Below are 19,492 nucleotides of genomic sequence, written 5' to 3'. Positions count from 1 at the left end.
TCTTATATTCCATATAATTTGTTGTTAAGTTTGACAGTGATAACCATAATTACTAACTAACCAAACAAAAAAAATGAAAAAGCTAGACCAATATTTAGGCACATTACTTTTAATGTTTTGCCTATTTTCTTTGCCAAACGCTCTGTTTGCGCAAAATCAAAATACGATTTCAGGAAAAGTACTTGATGATAGCGGCGTAACCGTTCCGGGAGCAAACGTATCTATTAAGGAAACAGGAAAAAGTACGGTTACAGATGAAAACGGAGGATATTCATTCTCGAATATCGAAGCAGGAACATATACTATTATTGCAACAAATGTAGGGTATAAAACTTTCGAAAAAAGAATAGCAGTAAAAGAAGGAGAATCTCTGGAGGTAAATTTGCTTCTTGAAGGTGAATCACAAAGTTTAAAAGAGGTTGTAGTTACCGGATCTTCGGCACCAAGATCTAAACTTGAATCCAGTGTTGCTATTACTACAATGGGCGCAAAAGCAATCGAAGACAGAGCGCCGTCCAGTACAGCAGCTTTACTTCAAACCATTCCTGGATTTGTGGTTGAAGCATCAGGAGGAGAAATAGGAAATAACCTTTTTGCAAGAGGAATTCCTTCAGCGGGAGCTTACGAATATGTGCAGATTCAGGAAGACGGATTGCCGGTTTTTGAAGATGGAGCTTTGCAATTTGCCAATGCAGATACTTTTTACAGATTAGACGAAACGGTTAGTAAGATGGAAGCTGTTCGTGGAGGTTCGGCATCAATTTTTGCCAATAATGCTCCGGGTGGAATTATCAATTTTATTTCTAAAACAGGACAAAATGATTTTCAGGGAAGAGCAAAATTCACAACTTCAGATTATGGAATGTTCAGAACAGATCTTAATTTATCAGGCGCTTTAATTAAAGATAAATTGTTTTTTAATGTTGGAGGTTTTTATAGAGCCGATAATGGTGTAAGAAACACAGGTTTTACAGCAAATAAAGGCGGACAAATAAAAGGAAACATCACATATAAATTTGATGACAATGATTATTTAAGAGTTAATTTCAAACACCTTGACGACAGAAATACATTTTATTTACCAATTCCTTTAAAAAGTAACAACGGAAAAGTAGAAGGTATTCCTGGTTTTAATCCAAATTATGGAACGTTGACATCAGTAAATTTCAGTCATTTAAATGTGCCTCAATATGGCGGAGGAACTTTTAGTGCAGATTTAGAAGATGGTTCTCACCCAATAATCAATTCAATTGGAGCTGAATTTAAAAAGAAAATATCTGAAAAAGTAACTTTCAAAAATGCTTTCAAACAAACGAATATCGATTTAAATTATAATGCTATTTTTCCAAATGGTGGACCTTGGACACAAAGCGCTTATGCAACAGATGTTCAAAATACAACGGCAAGTAATCTAACGTATTCTTATGTTGATAACGGAGCAACGCTTGATCCAAACGCTTTGATTATGAGAGCTGATCTTTGGCATATCGAAAAAAAGATGAACAATTTTGCCAATAATTTCTCTTTCAATTTTGATTTAGATCCTGTAAAATTAACTGCCGGTTATTATTATTCTAACTGGAAATCGAATCAATACTGGAACTGGAATTCGTATTTAGTAGGTGTTTCAGACAACCCGAGATTATTAAATGTAAAAGACAATACAACCGGAGTTGATCATACCTGGAATGGTGTAGAAAGAATTACATGGTTAGAAAGAGATGCGCAAACTAAAGGTCTTTTGAATGATATTTATGCTGATGCTGAGATTAAAGCGACAGATAATTTGACCTTTAACGCAGGTTTAAGATACAACAAAGACAAATATTCAGGTTACAGGGATAATGCAAGATTTTTTGCTGAGAATTTAGGAATTTTAGATAATAATACGGCTGATGATGCGGTGACAACTGTAAAAGGTAATCCGTACACCTATTGGAGATATGATGTGAGCGAATGGTCTTATACTGCAGCTGGAAATTATAAATTCAATGATAATATGGCTTCGTATGTTCGTTACAGCCACGGATTTAGATCGCCAATCGAAGAATCTTTTTATGATAATGCTGCAGATTTAAGCAAACTTGAAAATACAGAAGTCAATCAGTTTGAATTAGGGTATAAATATTCTAACTCTTTCTTTAATGTGAATGCCAATTTATTTCATATGAACTTAAAAAATGTTGCTTTTACTGATATTTTATCTGACGGAAGTTCTGAGAATAAATTTGCTGATGTAAACAATATTGGTCTTGAAGTAGAAACAAATGTGAGATATAGTATTGCAAAACTGAACTTTACATTCACCGTTCAAAAACCGGAATACGACAATTTTACAGGAACAAATGCTGACGGTTCTACGTTTGATTTTAATGGAAATACAGCAAGAAGAATCCCTAAATTCTTCTGCAACTTAAGACCGGAAGTAGATATTACAAAAGATCTTACGGCTTATGTTCAGTTTTCTTATTACGACAAAAAATTCACAAATCAGGATAACAAACAAGTTTTACCAGCTTATAAAGAAGTTGGAGCAGGTTTAAATTATACTTATAATAATCTTCGTTTTGCAGTCGATGCATCGAATTTATTCAACGAAATTGGTTTGACCGAAGGAGATCCAAGACAAACAACTTCTGCGGCAAGCGATGTTTTTATGGCAAGACCTATTTTAGGACGTGCGTTTAGATTTTCGGTAGCGATTAATTTCTAAATTTATAAATACAACAGACATACGGTTATTGTAGAGCCGCACAGCAGTGCGTCTCCACACTGTAACCAAAGCAAAGACAAACAATAAAAAAATGAAAAACATAGGAATTAAAATCTCTCTTTACCTTAATTATTTTGTCTTTGCTATTTTATTGAATAGTGTGGGAATTGTGATTTTAAAATCGCAGAGAAATTACGGAGTCGATGAAGTTCAGGCCAGTATTCTGGAAGCTTTTAAAGACATGCCCATTGCGATTGTATCTTTTTTTATAGCGTCTTTTTTACCCAGAATAGGCTATAGAAAATCGATGCTTATAGGTTTGGCTTTAGTTACTTTGGCTTGTATTTCTATGTATTTCGGGAATTCATTCGACAATGCCAAAATTCTTTTTGCAACCGTTGGAGTTTCATTTGCTTTGATAAAAGTTTCGGTTTATTCCTTGATTGGAACTGTGACCGAAACTAAGAAAGAACACAATGCTTTGATGAGTAGCATCGAAGGTTTTTTTATGGTTGGGATTGCGTTGGCTTATTTTTTATTTCCCGCTTTTAATAATGAAGACGATCCAAATTCATGGCTAAATGTGTATTGGTTTTTGGCTGCATTATCGTTCCTGTCATTTCTGTTTCTACTTTTTGTGAAATTCGAAGAAGCTGAAGTCGCAGCTGGGGTCAATCTCAAAGATGATTTCCTTCAAATGTTCAGATTAATGGCAAAATTACTTACCGTTATTTTTGTTATTAGCGTCTTTTTGTTTGTCATGATCGAACAGGGAATTCTTTCCTGGTTGCCCACATTCAATACAAAAGTGCTTCATTTACCGGAGAATATCAGCATAATGATGGCGAGTATTTTGGCTATTTCACTGGCAATTGGACGTATGATTGCAGGTATTGTGACCAAAAAAGTCAACTGGATTTGGGTTTTAAGTGTCTGTATCTTTTCGGCTATGTTGATTGTTATTTTTGTACTTCCTAAAACAGTTGGATTAGAAGTAAAGAACATCAATACACTTTCAGATATACCTTTAATTGGTTTTGCATTTCCGTTAATCGGATTGTTTATTGCGCCCATTTATCCTTTATTAAATTCGATTGTATTAAGTGCTTTACCAAAGAATTTACAAAGTTCAATGACAGGATTAATTGTGATTTTCTCTGCTCTTGGCGGAACATTGGGTTCCAGAATAACGGGCTGGTTGTTTAAAAATGAAGGACCGGAAAAAGCCTTTTATTTTACTTTAATTCCAATGTCTTTATTATTAATATCCTTTTTTATTCTTAAAAAAATAACTGCAAAAGATGAAATTTAAATTACATATAACCCAAACCATCGAAAAATTATTGGCTCAGGAAGATACTGATGGCGATAAAAAAATAACGATCGATGATAATGGCCCTAAAAAGTTTTTGCTGCAGGATGAAAACGGAAATTCAACAGTAATTGAAGGAACGTATCAACTTTCGAATTTGTTGCAGGAACTTGCTTTGGCCAAAAAAAACAATATCGAATTTGCAGAAATTAACTTAAATGAAATCACTGAAGATCCTGTAAAAAGAATTTCAGGGAAAATAAAAAACCTGTATTGGAAAGGTCTTACCAGAACAATTGATGCCAATGGTGTAAAGAAAATTCTGGAAGACAATAAGATCGAAAATGAAATAGCGTATTTGTATGTACCTTTTGGAGACGAAATTGTTTTTGATTATTTCAAAAAATTAGAAGCTACAACGCCAAAGTTAAAGGTGGTGCAAATGCCCAAAAATATTTCGCCGGAATATGTGCTTTCGCTTAATAAAAAACCGGGGATTTTAGCGTTGGCACTTCAAATAAAAAACAATGAAATTTCAGGTGTTCCGTTTGTGGTTCCTGGCGGAAGATTCAACGAAATGTACGGTTGGGACAGTTATTTTATTGCCAAAGGACTTTTGATCGATGATAAAATAGATCTTGCTTTGGGCATTGCCGAGAATTTTAAATATCAAATTGATCATTATGGGAAAATCCTAAATGCAAACAGAAGTTATTATTTAACGCGTACGCAACCACCGTTGTATACATCGCTAATTATAGATGTTTTAGAAAAATCAAATCCGGATATTTTTTGGATTGAAAGACATTTGAAAACCGCGATAAAAGAATATCAAACTGTTTGGATGGAAGAAGGAAAACGTCTTACTGCAAATGGATTAAATCGCTATAAAGCAGAAGGGATCGGACTTCCGTTTGAGGTAGAAGAAGGACATTTTGATGATATTCTGGAACAATATGCGCCAAAATATAATCTCTCAACACATGAGTTTGAAAAGAAATATCTCGAAAGAGAAGTGGTGGACGCTGAGCTTGATAAATATTTTATTCATGATAGAAGCATGCGCGAAAGCGGACATGATACAACAAATAGATTGGTTGGCATTTGTGCTAATTTAAATACGGTTGCAATCAACAGTTTACTTTATAAATATGAAATCGACATTGCTTTTTTGATTAAAAAATATTTTAAAAACGAATTTCAATATTTTGAAGATAAATCTTATTCAAGTGAATATTGGCTTTCGAAAGCCGCTTCGAGAAAAGAGAAAATCAATCAAATGTGCTGGAATGATGAATTTGGAGTTTATCTGGATTATGATTTTGTGAATGAAAAACAGCATTTCTTTGAAGCTGCACCAACTTTTTATCCGCTTTGGGCGAAAATAAGCACGCCGGAACAAGCTGAAATTTTGATTAAAAAGACATTGCCAAGATTTAAAATGAAAGGCGGAATTGCCGGAAGTACTAAAGAATCGATTGCCGGTGTAGATGAAAATGCACCAATACGCCAATGGGATTATCCGTTTGGATGGGCGCCGCATCAAATGCTTTTGTGGGAAGGTTTGCTGAACTATAATTTCATAGAAGAAGCGCAGGAAATGGTGTATCGATGGCTTTGGCTGATTACCAGAAATGCGGTTGATTATAACGGAACCATTCCGGAGAAATTTGATTTGTCGATTAGTTCTCACAAAATTTTCGCAGAATACGGAAACGTAGGAACTGAATTTGATTATATCACAGAAGAAGGTTTTGGCTGGATGAATGCTTCTTATCAATACGGATTAACTATTTTAGAAAACGATTTAAAACAAAAACTATCAGATTTAGTTGATCCTGATGATTTGTTTTAAAAAATAAAATAGCCACAAATTAAAACGACAAACCCGACAGGTTTTTAATCCCGAGGCTTCGGGACTGTCGGGTTTACTATGTGTAATAAAATGAAATTTTTTGCCACGAATTAGACAATTCTCCACGAATCATCATAATTATATTTGATTCTGAATTTTACTGAAAACTGAAACTGAGACTAAAACTATACTTTCCTTCCCATTAAATTTTCACCAAAAGTTCTAAGAATATCTTTCTTTTCGGCGTTAATATCCATTTTTTCTAAAGTTTCAAAAGCTTTAAAAGTATACATTTCTATGGCATCCTGGGTCGCTTTTGAAGCTCCGGATTCATTGAAAATTGCTTTTGCAGTAGTTATTTTATCGGTATTGTCTTCTAATTGTAAACTGAATAATTTTTCTAGTTCCAGAGCTTTTTCAGCTGATGAAAACTCGCGCGCTTTGAGGTATAAATAGGTTTTTTTATTGACTATAATATCTCCGCCAACTTGTTTTCCAAACGTTTCAGGATCTCCAAAAGCATCCAGATAATCATCCTGAAGCTGGAAAGCCAATCCTAAATTTAATCCGAAATCATAAATTAGATCACCATCTTTCTCAGAAGTTTTTGCTACAATGGCACCCATTTTCATGGCTGCTGCAACTAAAACGGCAGTTTTATATTCGATCATTTTTAAATATTCAGGAATCGTAACGTCATTTCTTTTTTCGAAATCAACATCCCATTGCTGTCCTTCGCAAACTTCAAGAGCCGTTTTGCTGAATAGTTTTGCCAAATCTCTAAAAACAGATGGTTCGTATTGTTCAAAATACTGATAAGCCAGAATAAGCATTGCATCTCCGGACAAAATCCCGGTATTAAGATCCCATTTTTCATGTACCGTTTCCTTGCCTCTTCTCAAAGGCGCATCATCCATAATATCATCGTGAACCAGTGAAAAATTATGAAAAACTTCTACCGCCATTGCTGCCGGAAGAGCTAGTTTATAATTGGCATCAAAAACTTCTGAAGCCATTAAAGTTAGTACCGGACGCATGCGTTTTCCGCCAAGACCTAAAATATACTCAATAGGTTCATAAAGGTTTTTAGGCTCTTTACTGATGCTTTGTTTTTCTAAATAATTGATAAAAAAATCCTGGTATTGGCTAATATCGTGCATAAAATATAATCTGAATTACGAGCCTCAAAGATACGATTCATAATCAATTATTCCTTTCTTAAATTTTAAATGATAGTTTCCGCTTAAAATAGGGCCTGAATCTGTTAATTCTTAAGGAGTTGAAATTAATTTAAAAAAAACTTGGAAACTTTTTTGGTGTTTACAGTTTCCTGTCTATATTTGCACCGTTAATTGGAAACTCTGAACACTGGAAAAGTTTCCGTGAAGAGTTTGAGTAATTTATAAACTCAATAAAATCAAATATTTATGAAAACAACATGGACCTTAGATTCTAGCCAGTCAGATGTTTTAATTAAAATGAGACATTCGATAATTGCTTACATGGGAGGAACTACCAATAAATTTGATGGTTATGTGAACATCGAAGACAATGAAATTGAAGATGCTTCGGTAGAGTTTTCGTTAGACATCAATAATAAAAAAGATAGTTTTCAACAAATAGATACCTATTTACAACTTCAGGATTTTTTTGATGTAAACGAACATCCGATTATTAGTTTTAAATCGACCTCTTTTCAAAAAGTAAACAACAACATTAATTTTTTTAAAGGTGATTTAACTATAAAAGATGTAACCAGAGTAGTAGAACTTGATGCTGAGTTTATTGGCGTTAACAATTATAATGGTGAGAAAAAAGTTGCTTTTGAAATCAAAGGAGATATTAAACGTCAGGATTTTGGATTAGATTATAATTCCTTCAGTCATAACGGTGGTTTAGCTTTAGGGAAAGATATTAAGCTGATTGCAAATTTAGAATTCAGTATATAAATCTTACATGAAGAATAAATTAATGTAAAATTATTACAAATATCGTGGAAACTATTTTTTTGATTTTAGTTTCCTAAGTATATTTGTGATGCAATTTGAAAATTAAAATGAAAGAGAAAATCATATCAAAAGCAAGTGAATTATTTTTAAAACTAGGTTTTAAAAGTGTTACCATGGATGATATTGCAGGTGAAATGTGTATTTCTAAAAAAACAATTTATAAATATTTCTGTAATAAAGAAGTTTTAATTGAAGAAAGTACATCAACGGTTCATAAGCAGGTACATGAAGTTATCGATACTATCGTAGCGAGAGGTTACAATGCCATTCATGAGAATTTTGAAATTAGAGAAATGTTTCGTGATATGTTTAAAAATGCAACCGATACTTCTCCTCTTTATCAGTTAAAAAAACATTACCCAGAAATTTATCAAAATGTAATGACTCACGAAATAGATCAGTGTAACCATTATTTTAGAGATAATATCTTAAAAGGGATCAGCGAAGGATTATACAGACCGGATTTGAATATAGACTTATATGTAAAGTTTTATTATACGCTGATTTTTCATATTAATGCAACTACAGATTCAGAAAGAGAAGCACAAAGAATAGAATTAGAAGCACTGGAGTATCATACCAGAGCAATGGCAACAGAAAAAGGAATACTGGAATTAGAAAAACAACTTAAAAAAATTATCATTTAATCATCAATCTATGAAACGAATAATTCTTATATTTTTGTGTTCAATTGGCTTGTCTGCCAACGCACAAGTCAAAACACTAACCCTGAAAGATGCTGTTATATATGCACTTGAAAACAAGGCTGATGCAAAAAAAGCAAAGCTGCAGGTTGAAAATAGTGAGTACAAAATTCAGGAAGTGCGTTCCAGAGCGTTGCCTCAGATTTCTGCAAACGGAAGTTTAACTTATAATCCTGTAATACAAACTACGGTTATTGACGGAGCAGGATTTGGTGCGCCGGGAACTACTATTCAGGCAGCATTTGGTCAAAAATGGACTTCAGGAGCAGGACTTTCCTTAACACAGACTATATTTGATCAATCTGTTTTTACCGGATTAAGAGCTGCAAGATCTACACGTGAATTCTATCAGATAAACGAACAATTAACAGAAGAGCAAGTAATTGAAAGAGTGGCTAATAACTATTATTCTGTTTATGTACAACGTGAAAGATTAATTTTATTAGACAGCAATTATGTTAACACAACTAAAGTTCGTGACATCGTAAAAGGACAATTTGATAATGGTTTGGCTAAAAAAATTGATTTAGACCGTATTGTGGTTAAAATGTCAAACATTGATACAGAACGTCAACAAATTAAAAATCAAATTACTTTACAAGAGAATGCTTTAAAGTTTTATATGGGTATGCCTATTGAAACTGTAATAGAGATCCCGAAAGAAGAATTTGAAGTTGTGCCTGCTGCATTGACAGAAATTCCTAATACAGAGACCAGAACAGAATACCTGCTTTTGAAAAAACAAGAAGAACTTTTAGTATTCAATAAAAAAGCTGTTGAGGCCGGATATTATCCAACACTTTCTCTAACTGCTGGATACAATTATTTAGGTCAGGGACCACAAATGCCTTGGTTTGCAAAACCTAAAGATGGCGTGTATTGGTCAGACTACTCTGCAATTGGATTAAATCTACATGTTCCAATTTTTACAGGATTTGGAACCCGTGCAAAAGTAAAACAAGCTGATATAGAAATCAGATCGCTTCAGGAAGATATTAAAGACACTAAACTTTCACTTGATTTAGATTATAGAAATGCAATGGCTCAAATAGAGAATAACCTTGTAACTATTGAGAATCAAAAAGAAAATATGCGTTTGGCAACTGAAATCCTAAGCAATACAAAAAACAATTATCTTCAGGGACTGGCATCATTAACAGATTTGTTAGATGCTGAAAATGCACAGCTTGAAGCTCAAAATAATTTTACCAGAGCAGTCTTGAATTACAAAATTGCCGAAGTAGCACTAATCAAATCAAAAGGCGAACTTAAAACTCTTATTAAATAACTAAACAAAATGAAGAAAACTATTTTAACAATCGTAATCATAATCGCAGCGCTGGGTGTGATTGGATATGTCTTAAATAATAATAAGAAGGAGAATAAAGAAAAAACAGACATCGTAGCAGAGAAAAATGCTGCAGTTTCAGTAAAAGTAGCTCCGGTAAAAACAGAAGAAGTTTCATTAGACTTCGTTGCTAACGGAAATTTTCAGCCTATTCAACAATTAACATTTTCAGCTGAAAAATCAGGAAAAGTAATTAGTGTTTTGGCAAAAGAAGGTGATTACGTAAAAGTAGGTCAAACTTTATTGACAGTAAGAGGTGATGTTATTAATGTAAGCGCACAACAAGCACAGGCAGTTTACCAAAATGCAAAATCTGATTACAGCAGATATGAAAATGCTTTTAAAACAGGCGGTGTTACCAAACAACAATTAGATCAGGCAAAATTAGCTTTAACAAATGCTGAATCTAACCTGAAACAAGCCAATATTAATGTTGGGGATACTAAAGTAAAAGCGCCAATAAACGGATTCATCAATAAAAAATATATTGAGCCAGGATCTATTTTAGCAGGAATGCCTGCAACAGCTTTGTTTGATATTGTAAACGTTTCTAAATTAAAATTAGTAGTTACTGTAAATGAAAACCAGGTAGCGAGTTTAAAAGTTGGAAACACAATCAATGTAACTGCAAGTGTTTATCCTGATAAAACTTTCTCTGGAAAAATTACGTTTATTGCTGCAAAAGCAGATGAATCTTTGAATTTTCCTGTTGAAATCGAAATTTCAAACAATGTAAATAACGACCTGAAAGCAGGTATGTATGGAACTGCAAATTTTGGTTCAAAACAACAAAAACAAAACCTTATGGTTGTACCTAGAAATGCTTTCGTAGGAAGTGTGAGCAGCAACGAGATTTTTGTAGTTGAAAAAGGTATTGCAAAATTAAGAAAAGTAACTGCAGGAAGAATTTTAGGAGATCAGGTTGAAATTATTAATGGATTATCTGATGGAGAAACTGTAATTGTTACAGGTCAAATTAACTTACAAGACGGTAATACAGTAGAAATTATTAAATAATTGGAGGCTATAAGCCGTAAGCTACAAGCTTTAAGCATTTCTAAAAAGCCTAAAGCCAATAGCGTAAAGCCTAAAGCATAAAAAAACAAATATGAAATTAGCCGAAATATCCATAAAACGTCCGTCGTTGGTAATTGTACTGTTTACAATTCTGACACTTGGTGGATTGTTTAGCTACAGCCAGTTAGGCTATGAGCTGATCCCGAAATTTGAACAAAACGTTATTACCATTTCTACTGTTTATCCGGGAGCTTCTCCAAGTGAGGTAGAAAATACAGTAACCAAGAAAATAGAGGATGCGATTGCATCCTTAGAAAATGTCAAGAAAATTGACTCAAAATCGTACGAAAGTTTATCTATTGTTTCGATTACACTGACATCAAACGCAAAAGTCGATTTTTCTTTGAATGATGCACAGCGAAAAATAAATGCTATAATTAGTGACTTACCGGATGATGTAAAAACACCGGCACTAACCAAGTTCTCGCTGAGTGATTTACCAATTATGACGCTTGGTGCTAACGGAAAAATGGACGAAGCAGCATTTTATGACTTAATTGACAAAAAAATTGCTCCTATTTTGTCCCGTGTACAAGGTGTTGCGCAGGTAAATATTATTGGTGGATCTGAGCGTGAAATTCAGGTAAATCTTGATGCATTAAAAATGCAGGGATACGGATTATCTGTTCCGCAGGTACAACAAAATATTTTGACATCGAACTTAGATTTCCCAACCGGAAATATCCAGACGCGTAATCAAAAAATATTAATTCGTTTAGCGGGTAAATATAAAAGTGTTGCAGAATTAAGAAACCTGGTAGTTTCTTCTCAAAACGGAATTCAGGTTCGTTTAAGTGATATTGCCGATGTTCAGGATACACAGAAAATTGCCGAGAAAATATCACGTGTGGATCAAAAAAGTGCTATTGTTTTACAAATCGTAAAACAATCTGATGCGAATGCGGTTGCCGTAAGTGAGCAATTATTAAAAACAATTGCAATTCTTGAAAAAGATTATAAAGTAAACCAGCTAAAATTAGAAGTTGCAAAAGACAGTACCGTTTTTACTCTTGAAGCAGCAGATTCTGTTGTTCACGATTTATTAATTGCAGTAGTTCTGGTAGCTTTTGTAATGTTGTTCTTCTTACATAGTATTAGAAACTCGTTGATTGTAATGGTGTCTATTCCGGCATCTTTGATTGCTACCTTTATTGGTATTTATTTAATGGGATATACTTTGAACTTAATGAGTTTATTAGGATTATCTCTTGTGGTTGGTATTCTGGTCGATGATGCGATTGTGGTCCTCGAGAATATTTACAGGCACATGGAAATGGGTAAAAGCCGAATTCGTGCTTCATATGATGGAACTGCAGAAATTGGTGGAACCGTAACTTCGATTACATTAGTAATTGTGGTCGTGTTCTTACCTATCGCGATGAGTTCAGGATTGGTTTCTAATATCATTACACAATTTTGTGTTACGGTAATTATATCTACTTTATTATCGCTTTTAGCTTCGTTTACAATCATTCCGTGGTTATCATCTCGTTATGGTAAATTAGAGCACATTGAAGGAAAAAATTTCTTTGGAAGAGTTATTCTTGGTTTCGAAAGTTATTTAACACGTTTTACAAACTGGGTTTCTGAATTATTGACATGGTGTTTAGATCACTATATTAAAACACTTATTGTTGTTCTGGTATTATTCTTTGGATCTACCATAGGATTAATGGGAGGTGGATTTATTGGAGGAGAGTTTTTCGCATCATCTGATAGTGGAGAGTTCTTAGTTCAGATCGAAATGCCAAAAGATGCTTCGTTAGAACAAACAAACTTCATGACCCAAAAAGCCGAAGCTTATTTAAAAGCTCAGGAATACGTTCATAGCCAAATTACAACTGTTGGACAAACTTCAGAAGGTTTTGGAGCATCACAAGCTACAGCTTACAAAGCGGAGATTGATGTAAAAATGATCGAACAAAAAGACCGTACGGACGATGCAAACGTTTATGCTGCAAAAATTAAACGTAAGCTTGAAAAAGTATTGGTAGGAGCAAAAGTAAAAACAGTTCCTGTAGGTATCTTGGGTACTGCTGAAGATGCTACATTGGGATTAATTGTAACAGGTCCATCTACAGAAAGTGCTATGGCATTTGCTAAATTAGCAGAAGCAGAATTACGTACAATTCCCGGAACAACAGAGATTAAATTAACTGTTGAAGACGGAAACCCTGAGGTTAACGTAAAAGTAGACCGTGATAAAATGGCTGCTTTAGGATTAACACTTCAAACTGTTGGTTTAACGATGCAAACTGCTTTTAGCGGAAACACAGATGGTAAATACAGAGCTGGAGAATACGAATATGATATCAACATTAGATACAATGCATTCGATAGAAAAAGTATTACTGACGTAAGTAATCTAATATTTATTAACGCAGCAGGACAACAAATTAAGTTATCTCAATTTGCTGATATTACAGAGGGTTCAGGACCTAGCCAGTTAGAGCGTAGAGACAAATCAGCATCTGTAACAGTAAAAGGACAAAACGTTGGGGTTCCTTCAGGAACAATTGTAACACAATGGCAGGCTAAATTAGACAAGCTTAAAAAACCAGCTGGTGTAAACTATATCTGGGGTGGTGATCAGGAAAACCAATCAGAAGGATTTGGTACTTTAGGAATCGCTTTATTAGCCGCTATTATTTTGGTTTACCTTGTAATGGTGAGTTTGTATGATAGTTTTGCTCACCCGTTTGTGGTATTGTTTGCTATTCCGCTTTCGTTTATTGGAGCGATGTTAGCCCTGGCATTAACAAATAACTCATTAAATATCTTTACGATTTTAGGTATTATCATGTTGATTGGTCTGGTGTGTAAGAATGCGATCATGCTTGTAGATTATACCAACCAAAGAAGAGCAGCAGGAGAATCAATAAGAAATGCTTTAATTCAGGCGAATCACGCTCGTTTACGTCCAATTTTGATGACAACAATTGCGATGGTATTTGGTATGTTCCCAATTGCATTAGCATCTGGAGCTGGAGCTGAATGGAAAAACGGATTGGCTTGGGTAATTATTGGAGGATTAATTTCTTCATTATTCCTGACCTTGATTGTAGTTCCGGTTATCTATAATATCATGGAGAAAATAATTCATAAATTCTCTAAAGGAGAAAAAATCGATTACGAAGCTGAAATGGTTGCAGACTATACGCCAACTGAATTAAGCGAGGACGGTTTTAATCCTAAACATACCCATTAAGATTTTAAATCTCAATATAGAAAGATTTAAAATTTTAAAATCCCAAATTCCTTAATTGGAGTTTGGGATTTTTTTGGCTGAATATTGTTGGATGTATTTAGAATAATCAGATCATTTAATCTTAAATAAAGAGAAAGACAGCTTAAAATGTGCCTGTTATCCAGGAAATGCTTAGTAGGATATATTACAGATAGAGAGGTTTTAGAAAATAATAAATCCCAAAGTCCTTAAGGAATTTGGGATTTATTAATTGATTCCAGTTTTGGAATTTAAATGTTGAAATTTGAGAATGTTCTATTTCTTTACAATCTTAGTCGTTTTCACTTTTCCTTCAGATGTTACTTTTAAGAAATAAAACCCGGAAGAAACATTCGATAAATCAATTTGAGCATGTGTATTATTTATTTTCCTGTCTAAAATAGATTTTCCTGAAACTGACAGTATTTCTATTTCATCAATAACAGCACTATTCTCAATGTTTAAAGTATGTTGTACAGGATTAGGATAAAATCTAAAATCAGACATAACAACATCAGGAGTAGAAAGTGATCCGCTTAATTTCGCCGTAACCGCTAAACGATCTATACTTTCGATTCCGTTTATGGTTTGAGACGCATAATACGTGGTTCCATTTGTTAAAACAGTTGATAATGGTAAAGTAACTTCAGTAAGTTTAGTTGTTTTTCCTGATAAAGGATTCTGATTACTGTACCATTTAATGTTTTGACCTTGAATAACCAAATCCCCTAAAGTTTGACCTGGTTTAAATTCTATTGTTATTTCGTCTTTATCATCTATTAAAGGACTTGGAGGAGTTAAAGTTGTAGCAACAATTACCATGCATCCATTTTGGTCTCTTATAAATACATTGTAAGTTCCGTAGTTTACAATTGTAAAAATGTTACTTGACTGAAAAATAATTCCATCTAATGAATACTGATAATTTCCGGTACCGCCCACAGCAGTAACAATTATAGTCTGATTATCTGTAGTTACAGTAGCAAATATAGGTTCTGGCTCAGTTAGCATTATAGTTGTATTTGCAATACAGTCATTAGCATCTCTGGCTTCTAAAGTATAAACACCAGGAGAAAGGTTCGTGAAAATGTTAGTATTTTGAAAAACACCTCCGTTTAACGAATAAACATATGGAGCCTGACCACCTGTTGTAATAGCCGTTATTATTCCGTTTGAAATACAAGATGCGTTAGAAACAACTGTTGCATTAAGAAATAATGGATCTAAAGGTCTTATCACTATAACAGAAGTGTATGTGGCATTTTGCGAATCGCGAACCGTTATATTGTAATTACCGGGTTGCGTAACGATAAAAGTATTTGAAAAACTATAAGCCCCATTATCTATCGAATATTCATAAGGTGCAGTTCCACCTGTTGCGTCTATAGTAATAATTCCCATTGGATTAACACAATTTGGCTGGATAACAGTAGCAGTAGCAGAAAGTATTTCTAATGATGGTGCTGTGATAGTTGCTTGTGTAATTAATGAAGAGCACCCTTTAGCATCTTTAACAATTATACCATAAGTTCCAGGTGCAAGATTGCTAAAAGTATTAGACGATTGGTCAGTAATTACAACAGTATTATTACTATTTAAAAGTGAATAGGTGTAAGGAGCAGTTCCTGCGGTTGCAGCAAGAGTTATACTTCCGTCATTACTATTGTAAGTTGTAGTATTAGTAATCGTCCAGATTGTACTTACAGGTACGCCAGGATATGCTATTATAACATATATTGTTGCAATACAGCCGTTGCTGTCTTTTGCAAATATAGTATAACCACCTGGTGATAAATCACTTGTACTTATTGGAGAATAACTATTTCCTCCATTAAAAGAATAAGTATAAGGAGCTTGCCCGCCAATTGCATTAATAGTTACAGAACTCTTACCTCCACAAATTGTGGCTTCAGTAATAGTTGAAGTTAATGTCAATAATGATGGCGATTCTACAACAAAAGTTGAGTTGAAAACGCATCCATTAGCATCCTTAACGCTAACAGTGTGTGTTCCGGGCGCTGCACCAAAATACATGTTATCGGTTTGATAATTAGTTAAACTATTAACCGCGTATAGATATGGAGGCTGACCGCCAGTTGCTGTAATGGTTATCGTTGAATTATAATTTACTGAACAATCTACAATTTTAGTATTTGCAACTGTTGCAGTTAAAGGAACAGGTTGCTCAAGAATGATACTATTTGTAATTACAGTACAATCAAGAGAGTCTTTTACACGTACAAAATAGTTTCCTGCATTTAAGTTTGTAAAAATATTATTAGCAGTATAAGTCACTCCATTATCTAATGAATATTGATATGGCCTTTTACCTCCTGACGTATTAACATATATAGAAGCATTACTTGTACAATCTATACTTTTGGTAATAATGGCTGTAGATGTTAAAGGGATATATGGAATTATAGTAGTTGTAATTGTTATTACAGCATTCTGGCTGTCTTTTACACTTACAGTATAATATCCCGGAGACAGATTAGAAAATATATTCGAAGCACTATAGTTTACACCGTTATCTATCGAATATACATAAGAACCAGAACCTCCTGTTGCAAGAACAGTAATTTCAGCTTTAGTATTGTTACAAGTTATAGGCGTTATATTAGCTTTAGCAGAAAGAAGAGATAAGTCAGAAATGATAATGTCATTTCGTAATAATAAGCATCCTTTTGCATCTGTAATTTGCAAATTATAAAGTCCGTTTGGTAAATCATCAAATGTATCAGAGTTTTGAGGACCCACAGTTAATCCACTATTATTTTGCAGAACATAGCTATAAGGAGCAGTTCCATCTGTTGTGGAAGCAGTAATCTTTTTTCCGTCAACAACAACTGTTGATTTAAGCTGCTTAGGTTCTGCTACTGTTATTGATACAGTCGCAGTACAACCATTTTGATCTTTAACACTTATTGTGTGAGTTCCCGCATTTACATTTGTAAAAGTATCAGCAGATTGAAGACTAGAGCCATCAAAAGCATACAAATATGGAGCCTGACCCTGAATTACATTTGCTTTTATTATACCATTATTGGCACCATTGCAACTTATTTCAGAAACAATCTCAGCTGTTACTAATACTGGTTTTGCACTAGAGATAGTAACCGAAGCAGTAGTTGTAAAATTATTTGAATCACGGACATTGATAAGATAACTCCCGGCATTTAAATTAGAAAATACATTTGAATTTGAAAAATTAGCTGAATCTATTGAATATTGATAAGGACTTTTCCCCCCAGTTGCAGTTGTAGTTATAGTACCTTTTGAACCATTACAATTTACAGGAGTCGAAGTAGCGTTTGCAGTAAATAAAGCCGACTCAGAAATAATTACATCAAATAGCGCAAACGAATTGCCTTGTGAATCATTTACAATGATTTTATACGAACCATTTACCATGTCAGTAAATATATTTGACGAAGTTGTAATTATGGGAAATCCCGTAGCTTTCTGAAGTGCATAACGATAAGGTAAAATTCCTCCTGACGTAGTAATCGTAACTGTACCTTTGTCAACCACAAAAGATGCAACAAGCGGGACAGGTTTTACTACTGAGATTACCTTACTTAAAATACAACCGTTAGGATCTTTTACATAAATAGTATGATTTCCATAACTTACATTCGAATAAATATTCGATTGTTGGTAATTGCCTCCGTCAAGCGCATATTCATATTTTCCATAACCGCCACTTGCTTTAATAGTTACAAATCTGTCTAAAAATGTAACTTCAGCAGTTATTGGCTCAGGATCCTCTAGTATAACTGATTTTGAAACAACACAGCCGTTAGAATCCTTCACAGATAAAACATAATTTCCTGCTTTTAAATTTTCAAAAAGGTTGTAAGAGCCATAGGTTCCTCCATTTATTGAAAAAAGATTAGGAGATTTTCCGTTACTTGCCCCCACTAATATCGAACCATTAGAATCACCATGACACAATATATTTTTATAAGTTACTGTTATTTCTGGTATTTTTATTGGATCGATAGTTGCAATTGCAGAAACTACAGAATTTTGAGCATCAAGAACTTTTAAATTGTAAGTTCCAGCATCTAAATTAGAGAAAACATTAGAATTGCTATAACTATTTCCGTTATCAATTGAATACTGATACGGCAAAGTTCCTCCGTGTGGTGTAATTGTTATAGTCCCTGTTGTAATAACACAAGTAATTGGAGTTACTGTTGAAGTTGTAGTAAGCGGAGTAGGAGCATTAAGAATATTTATTGCCTTAGATAAAGTACATCCCCTAGAATCAGTTACCATTACCTCATATGATCCTGCTGTCAATCCTTCAAAAGAATTAGATACCTGAGACGCAACTAAAATGCCACTGCTATTTTTAAGAGAATAGTTATACGGAGAAACTCCACCAGAAACATTTAAAACTATTTTACCTTCATTAGTATCATTACTGTCATTTGTAATCGTTTCGGCAATAACTATAGAAGGGTTCTCCTGATAAACGTCCATAAGAAGAGAAATCACACATCCCGTTGCATCTTTTATATATATAGTATGTGTTGCAACATTTAAATTTCTGAAAATATTTGAAGCCGTAAACCCGTTTTCATTTCCCAAAGAGAATGAATAAGGAGCTTTTCCTCCGGATGCTGTAATTTCGATAGTACCATCATTTGCGCCCTGACACGTAACATTTGTTCTTTTTGCACGCCAAGTCAACGGACTTAACGATTCTACAATTAATGATTTTGAAGCCACACACCCATTACCATCTCTAACATATACGGTTTGTGGACCAGGACTTGGATTATTAACAATATTATTTTGCGTATAAGTAACCCCAAAATGTGAATATTCATAATTAGAATTACCACCAGTTGCTGTAATGACTATTCGTGGAACACAATTTACATATACAACTTCTGTATTAGCAATTAAAATTGAATTCAAAATCAAACCAAAATAATTCGTAGTTATCGTACCCAAATTATCTATTCTGGCATAAATAGTTTGAGAATTTGTAGTAATATAATTTGAAGGATTTGCAATTGCATTCAAATTATTGTTTGCATCTTCAAGACTTAAATGATAACTAACCGTTGTTTCAGCAGGATTTAAATTACCTATTAAAAGTGCTTTTTGAGTAGTTAAATTAAAGGAATTATCTTGGGCACAATGCTCGATATTGCTGACTTGCGCATAGAAAATAGTTGTAAACAGTAAGAGAAAAAAAAGTAGAGTTTTTTTCATACGTATAGGTTTGTTA

Annotated in this window: 10 protein-coding genes; 8 read left to right on the top strand and 2 right to left on the bottom strand. The window is 33.8% G+C overall.

Going from position 1 to position 19,492, the window contains the following annotated elements; all coding sequences use genetic code 11:
• Positions 1–73: 73 nt before the first annotated feature.
• The 3 genes from RC62_RS17550 to RC62_RS17540 all read left to right on the top strand — a co-directional run bounded on the left by RC62_RS17550 (position 74) and on the right by RC62_RS17540 (position 5,880).
• Positions 74–2,713: a TonB-dependent receptor gene (locus tag RC62_RS17550; RefSeq protein ID WP_055097482.1), complete on the top strand. Its 2,640-nt coding sequence runs from the start codon at positions 74–76 to the stop codon at positions 2,711–2,713.
• 91 nt (positions 2,714–2,804) lie between these two features.
• Positions 2,805–4,025, top strand: coding sequence for an MFS transporter (locus RC62_RS17545; protein WP_055097480.1), 1,221 nt, complete (start codon positions 2,805–2,807; stop codon positions 4,023–4,025).
• A complete protein-coding gene (locus RC62_RS17540; protein WP_055097479.1) occupies positions 4,015–5,880 on the top strand; it encodes an alpha,alpha-trehalase in 1,866 nt (621 codons plus the stop codon). Before RC62_RS17545 ends, RC62_RS17540 begins: the two co-directional genes overlap by 11 nt.
• 185 nt (positions 5,881–6,065) lie before the next feature.
• On the opposite strand, the gene RC62_RS17535 is transcribed toward RC62_RS17540, so the two are convergent.
• On the bottom strand, positions 6,066–7,040 hold the full coding sequence (locus tag RC62_RS17535; RefSeq protein WP_055097478.1) for a polyprenyl synthetase family protein: 975 nt from the start codon (positions 7,038–7,040) through the stop codon (positions 6,066–6,068).
• Between the two features lie 267 nt (positions 7,041–7,307).
• Between RC62_RS17535 and RC62_RS17530 the strand changes: the two genes are divergently transcribed.
• The 5 genes from RC62_RS17530 to RC62_RS17510 all read left to right on the top strand — a co-directional run bounded on the left by RC62_RS17530 (position 7,308) and on the right by RC62_RS17510 (position 14,226).
• Positions 7,308–7,829, top strand: coding sequence for a YceI family protein (locus tag RC62_RS17530; RefSeq protein WP_055097476.1), 522 nt, complete (start codon positions 7,308–7,310; stop codon positions 7,827–7,829).
• Between the two features lie 107 nt (positions 7,830–7,936).
• Positions 7,937–8,536 (top strand): TetR/AcrR family transcriptional regulator, encoded by a 600-nt coding sequence (locus RC62_RS17525; protein WP_055097475.1) that lies wholly within the window; start codon positions 7,937–7,939, stop codon positions 8,534–8,536.
• Positions 8,537–8,546: 10 nt separating this feature from the next.
• The gene (locus tag RC62_RS17520; RefSeq protein WP_055097474.1) at positions 8,547–9,881 is read left to right on the top strand and encodes a TolC family protein; all 1,335 of its coding nucleotides are present in this window, start codon (positions 8,547–8,549) and stop codon (positions 9,879–9,881) included.
• Between the two features lie 9 nt (positions 9,882–9,890).
• A complete protein-coding gene (locus RC62_RS17515; RefSeq protein ID WP_055097473.1) occupies positions 9,891–10,958 on the top strand; it encodes an efflux RND transporter periplasmic adaptor subunit in 1,068 nt (355 codons plus the stop codon).
• A gap of 91 nt (positions 10,959–11,049) precedes the next feature.
• The gene (locus RC62_RS17510; RefSeq protein WP_055097472.1) at positions 11,050–14,226 is read left to right on the top strand and encodes an efflux RND transporter permease subunit; all 3,177 of its coding nucleotides are present in this window, start codon (positions 11,050–11,052) and stop codon (positions 14,224–14,226) included.
• A 294-nt stretch (positions 14,227–14,520) separates the two neighbouring features.
• Here the strand turns inward: RC62_RS17510 and RC62_RS17505 are convergent, their stop codons facing one another.
• Complete coding sequence (locus RC62_RS17505; RefSeq protein WP_055097471.1) at positions 14,521–19,476, bottom strand: T9SS type A sorting domain-containing protein; 4,956 nt, start codon at positions 19,474–19,476, stop codon at positions 14,521–14,523.
• Positions 19,477–19,492 lie beyond the last annotated feature (16 nt).

Source organism: Flavobacterium aquidurense (assembly GCF_001404985.1).
Classification (GTDB): domain Bacteria; phylum Bacteroidota; class Bacteroidia; order Flavobacteriales; family Flavobacteriaceae; genus Flavobacterium; species Flavobacterium aquidurense_B.
This window is presented reverse-complemented; position numbering and strand designations above follow the sequence as displayed.